The sequence below is a fragment of the Pseudomonas sp. PDM16 genome (assembly GCF_014851865.1).
In the GTDB taxonomy this organism is placed as follows: domain Bacteria; phylum Pseudomonadota; class Gammaproteobacteria; order Pseudomonadales; family Pseudomonadaceae; genus Aquipseudomonas.
This window is the reverse complement of the sequence record NZ_JACVAM010000003.1, coordinates 334,642-349,457: the sequence shown is the minus strand read 5'-3', so window position 1 is coordinate 349,457 and position 14,816 is coordinate 334,642. Positions and strand designations below refer to the sequence as shown.

Sequence of the window (14,816 nt, the reverse complement as noted above, 5' to 3'; positions counted from 1 at the left end):
CAGGCAGGGGGACGGCCCCCTTTTTATTCGCACAAGGAGTCGTCATGCCCACTCTGTACATTTCTCCAGGCGCCTGCTCGTTGGCTTCGCACATCGCGGTGCATGAGCTGGCGCTGCCGATCCAGATCGAGACGGTCGTCCTGCGCACGCCGGATTCGCCGATCCACGCGATCAACCCGCTGGGGCGTGTACCAGCCCTGCAGCTGGACGATGGCACCCTGCTGACCGAGAACAGCGCCATCCTGCCTTACCTGGCCGACCAGGTACCGGGCACTCCTCTGTTCGCTCCGGCCGGCAGCGCCGAGCGTGCACAGATCCAGGGTTGGCTCGGCTACCTGGCGGCGGAGATTCACACCGCCTCGTTCCGTCCACTCAATCGCCCCGAGCGCTACTCGGCGGACGAGTCGGCGCACCCCGGTATTCGTGCCCAGGCCGTGCAGCAGCTGTACAAAGCCTTCGAACACATCGACAAGCACCTGCAGGGTCGCCAGTGGCTGGTGGGAGAGCGCTTCACCCTGGCCGACGCCTACCTCGGTGTGTTTGCCAGCTGGCTGCTGCGCATAGGTGCGCCGTTCGATCAGCTTACTGCCGTGGCTCGCGTGCGCGAGCAATGGGCCGCGCGCCCGGCCGTGCAGCAGGCGCTGCGGGCCGAAGGGCTGCTCTGAGGCAGGGCCATGGCCGAAGTTCACACCATCGCTACCTGGGCCCAGGCCGTCAGCCGGGCTCTGGATGCCGAGGGCTTCGCCAGTAGTGATTTACTGCTTGAGGCCGGCATCGATCCGAACTGGCTGAATGACAGTGAGCGACGCATTCCGGTAATGCTGATGAGCCGGCTGTGGCGCGCGGCGCGGCGGGTCAGCGGCGATGACTGCTTCGGCCTGCGCGTGGCGCGCCACTGCTTCCCCACCGACTTCCACGGCCTGCTGTTCGCCATCCAGAGCAGCACCACCATCGCCGAGGCGCTGGACCGCGTGGTGCGGTACTCGGCGGTGGTGACCACTTCGGCCAATCTCGAACTGCTCCAGCAGGACAATCGCTATCGCCTGTTCTACAGGCCACTGCCGGGCGTGCACGCCGAGCAGATCGCCACCGAGGCGTTGATCGCCTGCGCCGTGCGCCTGACCCGGCAGAGTTGGGCGGAGCTGGATTTCATCTGCGCCGTCGAACTGGCTCGCCCGCAGCCGTCCGACCCGCAGCGCTGGGAAGCGCTGCTCGACTGCCCTGTCAGTTTCGATGCGCCGTGCAATGCCATCGTCTACGCCGCGCAGCCGCTCGGCCTGGCGCTGCGCACTGGCAATCGAGAGATAGCCAGCGGGCTGGACAAGGTGATGAGCGACTACCTGCAGCGCCTGTCGCCTCCAGACCTGGCGAGGCGCGTGCGCGATGCGATCGTGCATCAGTTACCCCGTGGCGAGGTGCAGCAGGGCGCGGTGGCCGAGGCGTTGGGCATGAGCGTGCGCAACCTTCACCGTCACCTGCAGAAGCACGCTACCAGCTTCAAGGAGCTGCTCGACGAGACACGCCGCCAGTTGGCCTTCGAGTATCTGCGCCAGACGAGCTGCTCGATAAACGAGGTCTGCTATCGCCTGGGCTTCAACGAGCCGAGCAGCTTCAATCGTGCCTTCCGCCGCTGGACCGGCGAGACCCCAGGGCAATGGCGGCGCCGCGCCCTGCAGCCGGCCACGCGTCTGCCGGGCGTACGTCGAGAACGCACTCGGTCGGCCCTGGAACTGGCCGTCTGATCAGACTTGTCCGTGGCGGACTACGGCTTGTCCGGCAAAGCCCATCCTCGTATCCCGCGTCTCCCTAGCATCGGATCACCAGGCGAACAGTCGATTCGTCAGCGAAACAGCCAGCGCGCTAGGAGTATCCATGATCCGTATCAGCCACCGTCCGGCCGTAGCCGGAGCCCTGCTCAAGCCCCTTGGCATTGCCCTGTTGCTGGCGATGCCGCAGTTGCTTCAGGCAGCCGACGAGAGTGCCGTCGAGGTCGTTGCCGCTGAGGCCGAGCCGACCCTTGGCAAGGTGACCGTCACCGCCCGCCGCCGCGCCGAGGATGCGCAGACGGTGCCCACGCCGATCACCGCGCTCAGCGGTGCCGACCTGGAGAGCCAGAAGGTCTACCGCATCCAGGACCTGCAGCAGGCGCTGCCCAGCGTCAACGTCGCCTACGTGCATGCACGGGTATCCAGCCTGGCGGTGCGTGGTATCGGCAACAACCCGGCCAGCGATGGTCTGGAAGGCAGCGCCGGGGTCTACCTGGACAACGTCTACCTGGGGCGCCCCGGCATGGCCGCGTTCGACCTGTTGGACATCGAGCAGCTGGAGCTGCTGCGCGGCCCGCAGGGCACCCTGTTTGGCAAGAACACCACCGCCGGCGTGCTCAACATCAGCACCCGCAAGCCGACCTTCACCCCGGAGCGCACCCTGGAAATCAGCGGAGGCGAGCGTGGTTACTTCCAGGGCAAGGGCAGCGTCTCCGGCGGCCTCACCGATACCCTGGCCGGGCGCCTGTCGTTCTACCGAACCCGCGAGGACGGCTACCTGGACAACGACCATGACGGCCGCACCCTGCTCGGCGGCGAGCGCGAGGGCCTGCGCGGTCAGCTGCTGTTCCAGCCCAACGATGATTTCAGCCTGCGCTGGATCAGCGAGTACAACGAAGAGAACTCCACTTCCGGCAGCTCGGTGATCTACGGCGGCGCACAGAAGTTCTGGGACCGCGCGACCCTGGTCGGCGCCTCACCGAAGATCGGCCGCAGCAACATCGATGCGCGGCAGAACGTCAGCGTCCACCAGAACGGCCACTCGCTGGAGGCCAACTGGAATCTCGATGGCGGCTACACCCTGACCTCCATCAGTGCTTATCGTTACTGGCACTTCAACCCGGCCAACGATGCCGATCAGCTCGACGTGGCGGTAATCGACGACCTCGGCTACGAGGTGCGTGACCGCCAGTTCTCCCAGGAAATCCGTCTGGCCTCGCCCACTGGAGGTGCGTTCGATTACGTGGTCGGCGCCTATGCGTTCAAACAGGACCTGGGCAACCGCATCTTCACCGACCTCGGGCCGCTGGCCGATCTCAACCTGATCGGTTTCAACCTCGATGCGCTGAACAACGTCAGCACCAAGACCAACGGCAAGGTCGACACCAACAGCTTCGCCCTGTTCGCCCAGGGCACCTGGCACCTCACCGACAGGCTCGATTTCACCGCTGGCGTGCGAGGTACCTACGAGGAGAAACAGGCGCGGGTCAAACGCTTCGCCCCCACCGGCGGAGCCCCGGTCGACGGCCTGGCCGCGATAGTGCGCGAAGGTCAGGTAGGCGCCTACGATTCCGGCGATCTCAGCCTGTACAACGCCGCGCCATCGATGCTGCTCAGCCTCAGCTATCAGTTCAACCCGAACCTGCTCGGCTACGCCTCGCTGTCCCATGGCGAGAAGTCCGGCGGGGTCAACCTGGCGGTGGGCTCGGCGGCGCAGGCCGGTGCAGACTCGCTGCTGGTCGGTCCGGAGCGCGCCAACGATGCCGAGCTGGGCGTGAAGAGCACGCTGTGGGACAACCGCCTGCAGCTCAATGCCAACCTGTTCTGGACCGGCATCCATGGCTACCAGGCAACCACCTGGTACCAGCCGCCGAGCTCGCTGACCGGTTACCAGGTTTTGTCCAACGCCGGCAAGCTGCGCTCGCGTGGCCTGGAGTTCGAGGCCACGGCGCTGCCGGTGCGGGGTCTGACCCTGCGCTTCAACGGCTCCTACAACGATGTCACCTACCTGCGCTTCGAGGATGCGCCTTGCCCGGCCGAAGTCGCTACGCTGCCCGGCGCGCCGGCCACCTGCGACCTGTCTGGCGAGCGCGTGGCCGGTGCCTCCAAATGGATCGCCAACCTCAGCGGCGAATACGCCTGGCAATGGGAGAACCGCCTGCAGCCCTACGTTGCGGCCAGCTACTCCTATCGTTCCGAGGCCGAAGGCACGCTGGACAACTCCGCTCTGTCGAAGATCGACGGCTACGGCCTGGTCAACCTCGCTGCCGGTGTGCGCACCGATCTGGGTGACGGCCAGCTCGATGCCTCGCTGTGGGTGAAGAACGCCTCCGACAAGGAGTACTACCTGGCCGTCGGCGCTGCCGGCAACGGCCTCTACACCGGCTCGCTGGGCCAGCCGCGCACTGCCGGCGTGACCCTGCGCTACGACTTCTGAGGTGAACATGAGCAGACAGCTGAAACTCGGTGCGTTCCTGATGGCCAGCGGGCATCACTTGGCGGCCTGGCGCCATCCCCGCGCCTGGGCCGGCGGTGGTGTGGACTTCGAGCATTTCAAACGAGTGGCGCAGACCGCCGAGCGTGGCAAGTTCGACGCTATTTTCTTGGCCGACAACCTGGCTCTGCTCGGCCCGCCCGAACTGGCCAGCCTGACCACCGGCGGCGACGTGCTCGACCCGCTGATCCTGCTCGCCGGCCTGGCCAGCGTGACCAGCCATCTGGGGCTGATCAGCACGGTGTCGACCAGCTACAACGATCCCTACCTGTTGGCGCGCCGCTTCGCCTCTCTGGACCATATCTCCGGTGGCCGGGTCGGCTGGAACCTGGTGACATCGGCGACCGACCAGGAGGCACAGAACTTCGGCCAGGAGCGTATCGACGAGCATGCCGATCGCTACGCGCGGGCCGAGGAGTTCATCGATATTGCCAGCGGCCTGTGGGACAGCTTCGACGATGATGCCTTCGTTCGTGACAAGACCAGCGGCCAGTTCTTCGACCCGGCCAAGGTGCATGTGCTTGACCATCGTGGTGCACACTACCCGCTGGTACGCGGCCCTCTCAACCTGCCACGTGGCCCGCAGGGCCAGCCGGTGCTGATCCAGGCCGGCTCCTCCGAGCCGGGCAAGGAACTGGCGGCGCGCACCGCAGAGGTGGTGTTCACCGCCCAGCAGACTCTGGCCGGCGCCCAGGCCTTCTATGCCGACCTCAAGGGGCGGCTGGGCAAATATGGGCGCACGACAGAGCAGCTGAAGATCATGCCCGGCATCTCGCCGGTGCTCGGCCGCACCCGGGGCGAGGCGGAGGACAAGTTCGCCGAGCTGCAGGATCTGGTGGACCCGCGCCTGGGCATCGGGCTGCTGGCCGGTATGGCGGGCGGCTTTGACCTGTCGCAGTACCCACTGGACGGGCCCCTGCCCGAGTTGCCCGAGAGCAACGCGATGAAGAGCCGCCAGGCGCTGTTCATCGAACTGGCCCGGCGCGAGAACCTGACCATTCGCCAGTTGTACCTGCGCGCGGCCAGCGCCCGCGGGCACAACACGGTGATTGGCACCCCGCTCGAGGTGGCGGATGTGCTGGAGGAGTGGTTTACCCAGGGCGCTGCAGACGGCTTCAACATCATGCCGCCGTTCCTGCCCGAGGGCCTCGACGACTTCGTCGATCTGGTAGTGCCGGAGCTCCAGCGGCGCGGGCTGTTCCGTCGCGAGTACGAGGGCAGAACGTTGCGCGACAACCTGGGTCTGGCGCGGCCGGCCAGCCGCTACGCTGCGGGTGTCAGGACCCAGCAGTCGGCTTAGCAGAGCGACAATCCGCAGCGACCACTGCGGGTTGTCTGTTTGTGGAGGAGGGCGGAGCGGCTTGAGGTACCATGCCGCGCCGAAATCCCTGCCCAACCTGCTGGCCACCTATGTCCACCAACGCGCTGTACACCGACCTGTCCGCCTACTACGACCTGATGTGCGCCGACATCGACTACCAGGCGCAGAGCCACAGCGTACGGCGACTGCACCAGTTGTTCGGCACGTCGGGGCGAAACCACCTGGACCTCGCCTGCGGCACCGGCCCCCACGTGCGCCACTTCCTCGACTTCGGCTACCGCAGCGCCGGTCTGGACATCAACCAGCCGATGCTGGATATCGCCCAGAAGCGCTGCCCAGAGGCGCAGTTCAGCCGGCAGGACATGGCCGACTTCAACGCCGAGCAGCCGCTGGATCTGATCACCTGTTTCCTCTACTCGATCCACTACAACGCCGGGCTGACCAAGCTGCGTGAGTGTCTGGCCTGCGTGCACGCGGCGCTCGCGGAAGGCGGCGTGTTTTGCTTCAACGCCGTGGACAAGGACAAGATCGATAACCGCTCGTTCGTGCGCCACACCGTGGCGCATGAGGGCAGCCACTTCGCTTTCGGTTCCGGCTGGTACTACTCGGGCGACGGTGATCAGCAGGCGTTGCGCCTGAGCATTGAGAAGACCACCGGCGAGCTGACTCAGGCCTGGCACGACGAACATCCCATGGTCGCTCTGAGCTTCGCCGAGCTGCAGATACTGCTGGAGCCGTATTTCGAGGTGCAGGTGTTCGAGCATGACTACGAGAAGATCACTCCGTGGGGAGGGACCTCCGGCAATGCACTGTTCGTCTGTGTGAGGCACCAGGTGTAGTGCTGTCCACTTCTCGCCGGAGGCTGCCGTCCGCTCCTTCCGGTAAGCACTTCTGCAGAACGAAGCCAGGCAGTGCCTGGCTTCTTCATTCTTGTGTTGCCGGGCAATGGTTGACCTCAGGTTAGGTTGAGGTTTTACAGTGCCGGCGGCCCACCCGGTTGCGTCTCCCGGCGCGCCAGCTTCTTGCTCTTGCTTGAGGGGCTGTCGATGACGTCCGCGCGAATCGGTTGGCGTTTTCCCGAGCGAATACACAAGGACGAGGAATGGACATCCAGACTTCACTGACGATCTTCCAGGCAACCTGCTTCCTCGGATTCAGCCTGTGGCTGAGCATCGCCCTGGTCAACAACCTGCATGCCTTCGCCAGTTCGGTTGGGGCCGTTGGTGTGACCATGTCGATGGCTCCTCTGGCTCAGCATCCTGCGATCAGCACTCCCTTGCTGAGTCGTGGGCTGGCGTCTCCCGTTGCGCACCGCCTGGCGCTGCTGATCATCGTGCTGATGCAGGGAGCGGCGGTTCTTGCGGCCTGGACCGGCTGCTACGAACTGCTGCTCGGCGCAGGCCATGAGATGGCCAGGCCCTGGTTGAACCTGGCCCTGAGCATGGCCCTCGGATTCCTGTTCTCCATGTTGCTGGGCGGGCTCTGGTTCGGTTACTGGATTCGTCAGGAAGGGCTGCAGGTAACCCACCTGGTGCTGGTCATCTGGGTGCTGCTGAACTTCGTCGTGCTCAACGCCAGGTGGTTCTAGCGGAATGGAGTGGCCGGTGGGCAACCAACGGGATAGAGGGGTAAACGATGAAGATGATGGTCGTAGGGGCGAGCAAGGGACTGGGGCGAGCTCTGGTCGAGGGGCTAGGGAAGCCTGGGGATACGGTTATAGGTGTGTCGAGGCGCCGACCGGAGCATCTGCATGTCACCCACGATGTCCGTCTCGAATGGATCGAGGCTGATCTTGCCGGGCCTGCGGCCGCCGTGGCACGCATCGACAACCATTCGCCTGCCGAGCTTGATGTGCTGATCTGCAACGTCGGTGTCTGGGAGGAGCAGGCGTTCAGCGAGCACTATTCATTCTTGAGTGACAACGACGATTCCGTCACCAGGCTGGTGGAGGTGAACATCACCTCGACGCTGCTTCTGCTCAAGCGCCTGCTTCCTAAACTGCTCGGTTCAGACAGGCCGCAGCTGATCCTGACGGGGTCCACCTCGGGCCTTCGCCAGAGTGGGCGACCGGAAGTGGCATTCGGTGCCTCCAAATTCGCCATCAATGGTATGGCCGATGCTCTGCGTGAAGGCTTCAGAGACAGGCGCCTGGCGGTGACGGTGCTGCATCTGGGATACCTGAATACCGATGATCCACTATCAACTCCGCTGGCGGAGGCTGCGGCGCGAGGGGAGGGACAGCTGATACCGATGCACGACGTGGTCATCATGGTCGAGGCGCTTTTGCGGTTATCCGGCGCGGCGTTTGTTCGCGAGCTGACTCTCCCGGCAATTGGCGACGAGCGCTTCTGAGTGTCGGGCGCCGGTAGTCGACTGGCCGCTTGCTACCGGTAGATGAAAGTTGCTCGAACGCTTTCCCGTCACCGTACTGGCAGAGGCTCTTTACGCTCGAGCGCGCGCAGCACACCGGCGAGCTTCTTCACGGCAACCTCCAGTTCTTTTGGCGCGTAGGCGGCAAATCCCATGAGAAAGCCCGCCTTGTGCTCGCTTGACACATGCAGCGCCGTCAGCCCCAGCAGATCGATGCCGGCCCGGCGAGCGCCATCTATGACCTCCTGCTCGGAGAGGTTCTGGATGAGGAGACAGGGCATCTGCATCCCGCCGCTGGGCACCACCGGCTCGACGAAATCGGACAGGTACTGGCGCGCGAGCCGTTCGAGTGCGTCCCGCCGTTCGGCATAGACCGTACGCATTGCCCGCACATGCGCTCCGAAGTGCCCGCCCACGATGAAGCGCGCCAGGGTCAGCTGTGCGATGGATGCGCTGTGGCCATCCTGGAGGGTACGGGCCACCGTCATAGGGGCCACGAGCTGCGGTGGCAGTACCATGTAGCCGATCCGCAGGCCGGGAAACATGGATTTGGTGAACGTGCCGATGTAGATCGTGCGGTCGTGCGAATCGAGACCCTGCACGCAGGCCGTCGGCTTCCCTGCATAGTGGAATTCGCTGTCGTAGTCGTCTTCGATGATCCAGGTCTGTTGCTGGTGCGCCCATTCGATTACGGCGAGCCGTCTATCGAGCGCCAGGGTCGCCCCCGTCGGGAACTGGTGAGACGGCGTCAGAAATATCGCCTTGGCGGGCTTTGACTCTTCATGCAGTGACTCAAGCCGTATGCCCTGGGCGTCCAGCGGGATGGGGATGCACTCCAGCCCTGCTGCATCGAATGCTTTGCGTGCTCCGTGATAGACAGGGTCTTCGATGAAGATGCGATCACCGGTGTCGAGCAGTACGGTGGCGCACAGCGCCATAGCCTGCTGCGAGCTGGTCAGCACCAGAACTCGCTCGGGTGTCGCGCAAGCGCCGCGCTCGAGATTGACGTAGTCCGATATGGCGCGCCGCAGTTCCTCTACCCCTTGCGGGTGGCTGTGCATCAAGGCGAGGGTCCCGTGCTCCTTCAGCACCTGGCGCTCCAGGCGCTCCCAGGTCTGCAAGGGAAAGCTGCGCGTCTCCGGCACGCCTGGGGCGAAGGGACGTGGAACCAGGGTTTCGCGCACACCGCCGCTCTGGTAGATCGCCGCACCGCGTTGGCTGAGGCGTAGATGCTGCACTTCCTGGCGCTGCCTTGTGCGGCGTCTTGGCGAGACCTGCGCCTTCTTCGACACGAAGCTGCCGCTGCCTACCCGCCGCTCGATGAAGCCTTCTGCATGCAACTGGCTGTAGGCGGCTTCCACCGTATCGCGGGAAACCGCGAGCGACTGCGCCAGTGTTCGCGAAGCGGGCAATGGCTTACCCACTTCCAGCGCTCCGTCGAGAATCAGCTGTCGGATGGCCCTCTGGATGCGTGCATGCAGTGGAAGGGCCTTGCGAGCAGGATCTCCTATCCAGGCTTTTACCGACTCAAGCTGGGCATGTTTGAACAATTGGTCTGCTCACCTTTGAGAAAAGCTGTGGTTATCCACGCCATTCTATGGGCGCTTCAGGCCTTCCAACAATCGTCGTGAGCGAGGCGAGGAAAGGGCGGCTAGGTCGCCCTGAAAGCAGAAGAAACCCATGAAGTCTGCCTGAAAATGGATGGGTATGGATCAAGGAATTGGCTGGGCACAACACACCATTATGGCGCTAAAAAATACCTCACCGGCAGCGCTCATGGAGCGGCCGTTCAGGAGTTATGAAAAGCCATGCCTACTACACGCTCCAACGCTCAGTTTCGCCTGAGCGACCTCACTCATCCGCTCGTAGCCGGCTTGATTTCAGTCATCGTGAACTATGGCGGTACCTTCATCCTGGTATTCCAGGCAGCTGCGGTCGCGGGTCTCAGCCCCGAGCTGACGGCATCGTGGGTGTGGTCGGTCTCGATTGGCGTAGGCGTGACGGGGCTGATCCTCAGCTGGGCTACCCGCGAGCCAGTCATCACGGCATGGTCAACGCCAGCGGCTGCGTTCCTGGTCACCGCGCTTGCAACTACGCCGTACGCTGAAGCTGTCGGCGCATACATGATTTCGGCCGCAGCGTTCGTGGTGCTGGGGCTGTCTGGCTACTTCGAGCGTGTGATCCGCCTGATTCCGCCTGGGGTGGCGGCCGGGCTGCTGGCCGGCATCCTGCTGCAGTTCGGCATCGGTGCCTTCGGCGGCCTGAGTGTTGACCCGCTGCTGGCGGGGCTGCTGATCGTCACCTACATCCTGCTCAAACGCTTCACCGCGCGTTATGCCGTCGTGGGCATTCTTGTTCTGGGGATGGCGTTCCTGCTGCTTCAGGGGCGTGTCGATCTGTCGGAGCTGTCGCTCGAGTTCGCCGCGCCAGTTCTCACCGTGCCGGCCTTTTCGTTCAACGCGCTGTTGAGTGTGGCGCTTCCGCTGTTTCTCATTACGCTGACCGGGCAATACATGCCGGGCATGCTGGTGCTGCGCAACGATGGTTTCAGGACCAGCGCAAACCCCATCGTGACGGTTACCGGGCTCGGCTCGCTGCTGATGGCTCCCTTCGGTTCGCACGCGTTCAACATTGCGGCGATCACCGCGGCGATCTGCACCGGGCGGGAGGCGCACGAGAATCCGTCCAGGCGCTGGATCGCCGGAATTGCGGCGGGCAGTTTCTACATTCTCGTCGGCATATTCGGAGTCACCTTGGCGGCCGTCTTCATGGCCTTCCCGGCGACGTTCATCTCCACGCTCGCAGGCTTGGCATTGCTGGGAACCATCGGCGGTAGCCTCGCTGGGGCTATGGCGGATATCAAGACGCGAGAGGCATCACTGATCACCTTCCTCGCCGCAGCCGCCAACATCACGATGCTTGGCATCGGTGGAGCATTCTGGGGGCTCCTGATCGGGCTGGGGGCGTATGCAGTGCTCAACGTCCAGCGAAGCTCGCTTATCGGGCGGAGGCCGGGGCCCGGCTCGGAGTCGGCAATCGAGAAGGGCGCCGCCAAATGACGTCCTCCGCCCAAGAAACCGCAACCAGCCATCAACGAAACGGCCGCTATCTGCGCGCCGAAACGACCGAGGATTTCAGAGAGAACCTTGCCAGTGTCCGGGCTCGCATCGATGCGGCGTGCCAGCGATCGGGGCGCGATCCTGCGACGGTTCGCTTGCTGCCCGTCAGCAAGACCTTCGATGAATCGTCCCTTCGTCTCGCTTATGCGGCGGGCTGCCGGCAGTTCGGTGAAAACAAGGTCCAGGAGGCTCATGGCAAGTGTCTGGCGATGGCTGACAAGAAGGATTTGAACTGGTCAGTGATCGGCCATCTCCAGACCAACAAAGCCAGGTTGGTGGCCAGTTTTGCTACTGAGTTCCAGGCCCTGGACAGCTTGCGACTGGCGAAGGAGCTTGACCGTCGCTTGCAGCTCGAAGGCCGATCACTGGACGTCTTCGTGCAAATCAATACTTCGAACGAGGCCAGTAAATACGGACTGCGGCCGGAGGAGGCACAGGTCTTTCTTCAGACGCTGCCTGCCTACACGGCGCTGCGTGTACGCGGCCTGATGACGCTGGCCGTGTTCTCGAGCGAGGCCGAGCGGGTTCGTCAGTGTTTCATCCGGCTGAGAGTTCTGCGGGATCGACTGCGAGAGATCGCTCCAGCAGGGGTGTGCCTGGATGGACTCTCGATGGGTATGTCCGGCGATTTCGAGATTGCCATCGAGGAAGGCGCCACGGTGGTACGTGTCGGGCAGGCCATCTTCGGTGCGCGCTCAGTTTCAGATAGCCACTACTGGCCCTCCACACCGCATGCCGACAGCTCTTCGGCATGAATGCCGGCGCAAGACCCAACAATCACTGAAAGGGCGTTTCGATGACACAGACAGTTTCTCACCTCATGCGGGCATATGCCCGGCAGCCCGTTTCTTTTGTCCATGGAAGCGGAGCACGTCTCTGGGATGAGCGAGGCGTCGAGTATCTAGACGCCATTGCCGGCATTGCCGTGACCAGCCTCGGGCATGCTCATCCGGAGGTCGCCGCCGTTATCGCCGAGCAGGCCGGTATGCTGCTGCACACTTCCAACGTATTCCGTATCGAATGGCAGGAGCGCCTGGGGCGACGGCTATGCGAGTTGGCGGGTATGGAGAAGGCATTCTTCTGCAACTCCGGGGCGGAAGCCAACGAGGCGGCGCTGAAGTTGGCTCGGCTGTACGGCCACAGCAGGCATGTGCAGCAGCCGCAGATTCTGGTGATGGAGAATGCTTTTCATGGCCGTACCATCGCGACGCTGACGGCTTCCGACAACGCTGCGAAGCAGAGGGGGTTCGAACCCCTGCTGCCCGGCTTCCTGCGAGCCCCCTTCGACGACATCGAGGCAGTACGTCGGATCGCCGAGGCGTCACCGAATATCGTCGCGGTGCTGCTTGAGCCTGTGCAGGGAGAGGGGGGCATCCGGGTGGCCAGCCCCGAGTATCTTCGGGCACTGCGAATCCTGTGTGATCGGCAGGGGTGGCTGCTGATGCTCGACGAAATCCAGTGTGGCTTGGGGCGCACCGGCCGCTGGTTCGCTCACCAGCACGCAGGTGTCGTTCCCGATGTCATGACGCTGGCCAAGTCATTGGGTAACGGCTTTCCCATTGGCGCATGCCTGGCGCGCGGCGCGGTAGCCGACCTGCTTTCTCCCGGCCAGCACGGCACGACCTTCGGCGGTAATCCGCTTGCCTGCCGGATAGCGTGCACGGTGCTCAAGATCATGCGCCGCGACGGGTTGCCGGACCGTGCAGCCTTGCTGGGGGAGCGATTGCTGGCGGGATTGCGCGAAGCACTTGGAAATCACCCGGATGTCATCGCCGTCCGAGGCCTGGGGCTGATGGTGGGAGTCGAGCTGAGCCGAAACTGCAAGGAGCTTGTTGGTCGTGCGCTTGCCGAGAAGAACCTGCTCATTACGGTGACCCGCGACAGTACTATCCGGCTGTTACCGCCCCTGATCTGCAGCGAAGAACAGATCGACGACATCGTGAGGCGAGTCGTCGGGTTGATTGGTGCCGAGGCTGAGCGTCTGTAACGTCGGGCCGAGGCATTTCGAGCGGTTGGTTCGTGACCTGCCGGGTGCTCCTGTCCGGCAGGCAGCAGGAGCTGATAGGCGCATTTCGGCTAGAGCGGCAGGGCGCTACTGTTCAACAGGGCCATCTCCCGACCAGGCATGGGCGCCCGGAGTGCCTGAGGCGTTCGTTGTCCCGACATGGAACAGATGCTGGAAGCCCCGCAGGGTGCTGTCGACGAAGCGCGCATCGGTGGTGGATTCGGGGAGTTGCAGCACGCCATGGATGACCAGCGAGGCCAGGCCGTGGGTGTAGGACCAGCCTGCGAGGGCAGCGCGGCGGACTTCGGTGCTGTCCATTTCCTGCCCGAGGATCTCGGCAACGATGCGCTTGAGTTCGCCGAAGGCGTCATCGCGTGCTTCACGGTATTCCACTGACATTTCGTTGCCGCCCAGCTCCGGGCCGAACATCAGTTGGTACAGCGCCGGGTTGGCGCGAGCGAAGCTGAAGTAGGCCAGGCTGGCGTTGCGCAGCTTCTGCAGGCCCGCGTTGCCCTGGTCTTCCCGGCGCAGTGCGGTGCCCAGCTCGCGGAAGCCCTGGGCGGCCAACTGGCCCACCAGTTCGGCGCGGTTGGCGTAGTGGTGGTAGGCGGCTGTCGAGCTGACGCCGACCCGTTCCGATACCGCGCGCAGCGACAGTTTGGTCGGCCCCACTTCCTCGAGCATCTCCCGTGCGGCGTCGAGCAGCTGCGGGGCGAGGTTGCCTACGTGGTAGGTGTCGCGGGCTCGCTGGGGTGTCTTGCTCATGCAGGTGGGGCCTTGATTTCGTTGAGTCTGGGGCGCTGCGATCTTAGCATTGGGAAATATCTTGACGGTGCTAAGATCAAATCTTAGCATCGCTAACATTCAGCCCCGAGGTGCATTCATGGATTCAACCTACGAGTGTTTCGCGCTCAGCGTCGACAACGGCATCGCCCATCTGCAACTCAACCGCCCCGACAAGGCCAACAGCCTGACACGGGCCTTCTGGAGCGAGCTGCCAGAGGCGGTCGAGCAACTGAGCCGCTCCGGCCAGGTGCGGGCCATGGTCATCTCGGCGCAGGGCAAGGTGTTCTGCGGCGGCCTGGACATGCAGATGTTCTCCACGGCCAAGGAATTCCATGCCAGCTGCCCGGAAGAGCGCGAAGTGTTACAGGTCAATCTGGAACGCATGCAGGGGGCATTGAATGCTCTGGAGCGAGCACGCTTTCCGGTGATCGCAGCAGTGCAGGGCGCCTGCATCGGCGGCGGTTTCGACCTGATCGCCGCCTGCGACCTGTGCTTCGCCAGTGAGGCCGCCAGGTTCCGCATCGAGGAAACCAACGTCGGCATGATGGCTGATCTCGGCGTGCTGCAGCGCTTGCCGCGGCTGATTCCGGCCGGCGTGGCGCGTTACCTGGCGTTGACCGGGGACACCCTGGACGCCGCCGAAGCCTATCGCCTGGGCCTGCTGGCCAAGCTCTTCGACACGCCTGAGGCGCTGCTGGAGGGCGCATTCGCCGCCGCGCGCAAGATCGCCGAGCGCCCGCCGGTAGCGATCAACGGGATCAAGCGCGCGATGCTCTACAGCCGTGACCACGGCGTCTACGAATCCCTGCAACACACCGTATTGCTGCAAAGCGCCATCCTCAGCGGCCAGGACATCCTGCGTTCGGTCGGGGCGCGGGCTACGGGTACGCCGGCGCAGTTTTCCGACCTGATCGAACTGCAGAAAACCTTCTGAAGCTCTTTTTTAACCAAATCT

Annotated in this window: 13 protein-coding genes; 11 read left to right on the top strand and 2 right to left on the bottom strand. The window is 63.9% G+C overall.

The genetic code is table 11. The features are described 5' to 3' along the window. Window positions 1–44 precede the first annotated feature (44 nt). The 7 genes from IB234_RS13590 (at window position 45) to IB234_RS13560 (ending at window position 7,933) form a co-directional block, all read left to right on the top strand. Window positions 45–665, top strand: coding sequence for a glutathione S-transferase C-terminal domain-containing protein (locus IB234_RS13590; RefSeq protein ID WP_192318476.1), 621 nt, complete (start codon window positions 45–47; stop codon window positions 663–665). A 9-nt stretch (window positions 666–674) separates the two neighbouring features. Further along, window positions 675–1,742 carry an AraC family transcriptional regulator gene (locus tag IB234_RS13585; protein ID WP_192318474.1) on the top strand — a complete coding sequence of 356 codons (1,068 nt, stop codon included), beginning with the start codon at window positions 675–677 and terminating at the stop codon, window positions 1,740–1,742. 130 nt (window positions 1,743–1,872) lie between these two features. Continuing rightward, window positions 1,873–4,203, top strand: a complete 2,331-nt coding sequence (locus IB234_RS13580) for a TonB-dependent receptor (protein ID WP_192318472.1) — start codon at window positions 1,873–1,875, stop codon at window positions 4,201–4,203. 7 nt (window positions 4,204–4,210) lie between these two features. Further along, window positions 4,211–5,560: an LLM class flavin-dependent oxidoreductase gene (locus IB234_RS13575; RefSeq protein WP_192318470.1), complete on the top strand. Its 1,350-nt coding sequence runs from the start codon at window positions 4,211–4,213 to the stop codon at window positions 5,558–5,560. Between the two features lie 110 nt (window positions 5,561–5,670). Continuing rightward, window positions 5,671–6,420 carry a class I SAM-dependent DNA methyltransferase gene (locus IB234_RS13570; protein ID WP_192318468.1) on the top strand — a complete coding sequence of 250 codons (750 nt, stop codon included), beginning with the start codon at window positions 5,671–5,673 and terminating at the stop codon, window positions 6,418–6,420. A 263-nt stretch (window positions 6,421–6,683) separates the two neighbouring features. Further along, a complete protein-coding gene (locus IB234_RS13565; protein WP_192318466.1) occupies window positions 6,684–7,169 on the top strand; it encodes a DUF2165 family protein in 486 nt (161 codons plus the stop codon). Window positions 7,170–7,216: 47 nt separating this feature from the next. Continuing rightward, window positions 7,217–7,933 carry an SDR family NAD(P)-dependent oxidoreductase gene (locus IB234_RS13560; RefSeq protein ID WP_192318464.1) on the top strand — a complete coding sequence of 239 codons (717 nt, stop codon included), beginning with the start codon at window positions 7,217–7,219 and terminating at the stop codon, window positions 7,931–7,933. Window positions 7,934–8,001: 68 nt separating this feature from the next. On the opposite strand, the gene IB234_RS13555 is transcribed toward IB234_RS13560, so the two are convergent. Continuing rightward, entirely contained in the window at window positions 8,002–9,501 is a 1,500-nt protein-coding gene (locus tag IB234_RS13555; protein WP_192318462.1) for a PLP-dependent aminotransferase family protein, read from the bottom strand. A gap of 258 nt (window positions 9,502–9,759) precedes the next feature. Here IB234_RS13555 and IB234_RS13550 point away from each other — a divergent pair, with 258 nt between their 5' ends. Genes IB234_RS13550 through IB234_RS13540 form a run of 3 tightly spaced genes read left to right on the top strand, consistent with a single transcriptional unit; the run spans window position 9,760 to window position 13,057 of the window. Continuing rightward, the gene (locus IB234_RS13550) at window positions 9,760–11,010 is read left to right on the top strand and encodes a benzoate/H(+) symporter BenE family transporter (protein ID WP_192318460.1); all 1,251 of its coding nucleotides are present in this window, start codon (window positions 9,760–9,762) and stop codon (window positions 11,008–11,010) included. Then, window positions 11,007–11,825: a YggS family pyridoxal phosphate-dependent enzyme gene (locus IB234_RS13545; protein WP_192318457.1), complete on the top strand. Its 819-nt coding sequence runs from the start codon at window positions 11,007–11,009 to the stop codon at window positions 11,823–11,825. Before IB234_RS13550 ends, IB234_RS13545 begins: the two co-directional genes overlap by 4 nt. A gap of 41 nt (window positions 11,826–11,866) precedes the next feature. Then, window positions 11,867–13,057 carry an aspartate aminotransferase family protein gene (locus tag IB234_RS13540; RefSeq protein WP_192318455.1) on the top strand — a complete coding sequence of 397 codons (1,191 nt, stop codon included), beginning with the start codon at window positions 11,867–11,869 and terminating at the stop codon, window positions 13,055–13,057. Between the two features lie 105 nt (window positions 13,058–13,162). On the opposite strand, the gene IB234_RS13535 is transcribed toward IB234_RS13540, so the two are convergent. Then, a complete protein-coding gene (locus IB234_RS13535; protein ID WP_192318453.1) occupies window positions 13,163–13,840 on the bottom strand; it encodes a TetR/AcrR family transcriptional regulator in 678 nt (225 codons plus the stop codon). A 118-nt stretch (window positions 13,841–13,958) separates the two neighbouring features. On the opposite strand from IB234_RS13535, the gene IB234_RS13530 reads away from it, so the two are divergent. Then, entirely contained in the window at window positions 13,959–14,795 is an 837-nt protein-coding gene (locus IB234_RS13530) for an enoyl-CoA hydratase-related protein (RefSeq protein WP_192318451.1), read from the top strand. Window positions 14,796–14,816: the final 21 nt, after the last annotated feature.

What these genes read in the sequence shown, in the direction of transcription:
- IB234_RS13590 (WP_192318476.1), top strand. Translation starts at nt 45, where the DNA reads ATGCCCACTCTGTACATTTCTCCAGGCGCCTGCTCGTTGGCTTCGCAC.
- IB234_RS13550 (WP_192318460.1), top strand. Translation starts at nt 9,760, where the DNA reads ATGCCTACTACACGCTCCAACGCTCAGTTTCGCCTGAGCGACCTCACT.
- IB234_RS13535 (WP_192318453.1), bottom strand. Translation starts at nt 13,840, where the DNA reads ATGAGCAAGACACCCCAGCGAGCCCGCGACACCTACCACGTAGGCAAC.
- IB234_RS13545 (WP_192318457.1), top strand. Translation starts at nt 11,007, where the DNA reads ATGACGTCCTCCGCCCAAGAAACCGCAACCAGCCATCAACGAAACGGC.
- IB234_RS13560 (WP_192318464.1), top strand. Translation starts at nt 7,217, where the DNA reads ATGAAGATGATGGTCGTAGGGGCGAGCAAGGGACTGGGGCGAGCTCTG.
- IB234_RS13575 (WP_192318470.1), top strand. Translation starts at nt 4,211, where the DNA reads ATGAGCAGACAGCTGAAACTCGGTGCGTTCCTGATGGCCAGCGGGCAT.
- IB234_RS13565 (WP_192318466.1), top strand. Translation starts at nt 6,684, where the DNA reads ATGGACATCCAGACTTCACTGACGATCTTCCAGGCAACCTGCTTCCTC.
- IB234_RS13540 (WP_192318455.1), top strand. Translation starts at nt 11,867, where the DNA reads ATGACACAGACAGTTTCTCACCTCATGCGGGCATATGCCCGGCAGCCC.
- IB234_RS13570 (WP_192318468.1), top strand. Translation starts at nt 5,671, where the DNA reads ATGTCCACCAACGCGCTGTACACCGACCTGTCCGCCTACTACGACCTG.
- IB234_RS13580 (WP_192318472.1), top strand. Translation starts at nt 1,873, where the DNA reads ATGATCCGTATCAGCCACCGTCCGGCCGTAGCCGGAGCCCTGCTCAAG.
- IB234_RS13530 (WP_192318451.1), top strand. Translation starts at nt 13,959, where the DNA reads ATGGATTCAACCTACGAGTGTTTCGCGCTCAGCGTCGACAACGGCATC.
- IB234_RS13585 (WP_192318474.1), top strand. Translation starts at nt 675, where the DNA reads ATGGCCGAAGTTCACACCATCGCTACCTGGGCCCAGGCCGTCAGCCGG.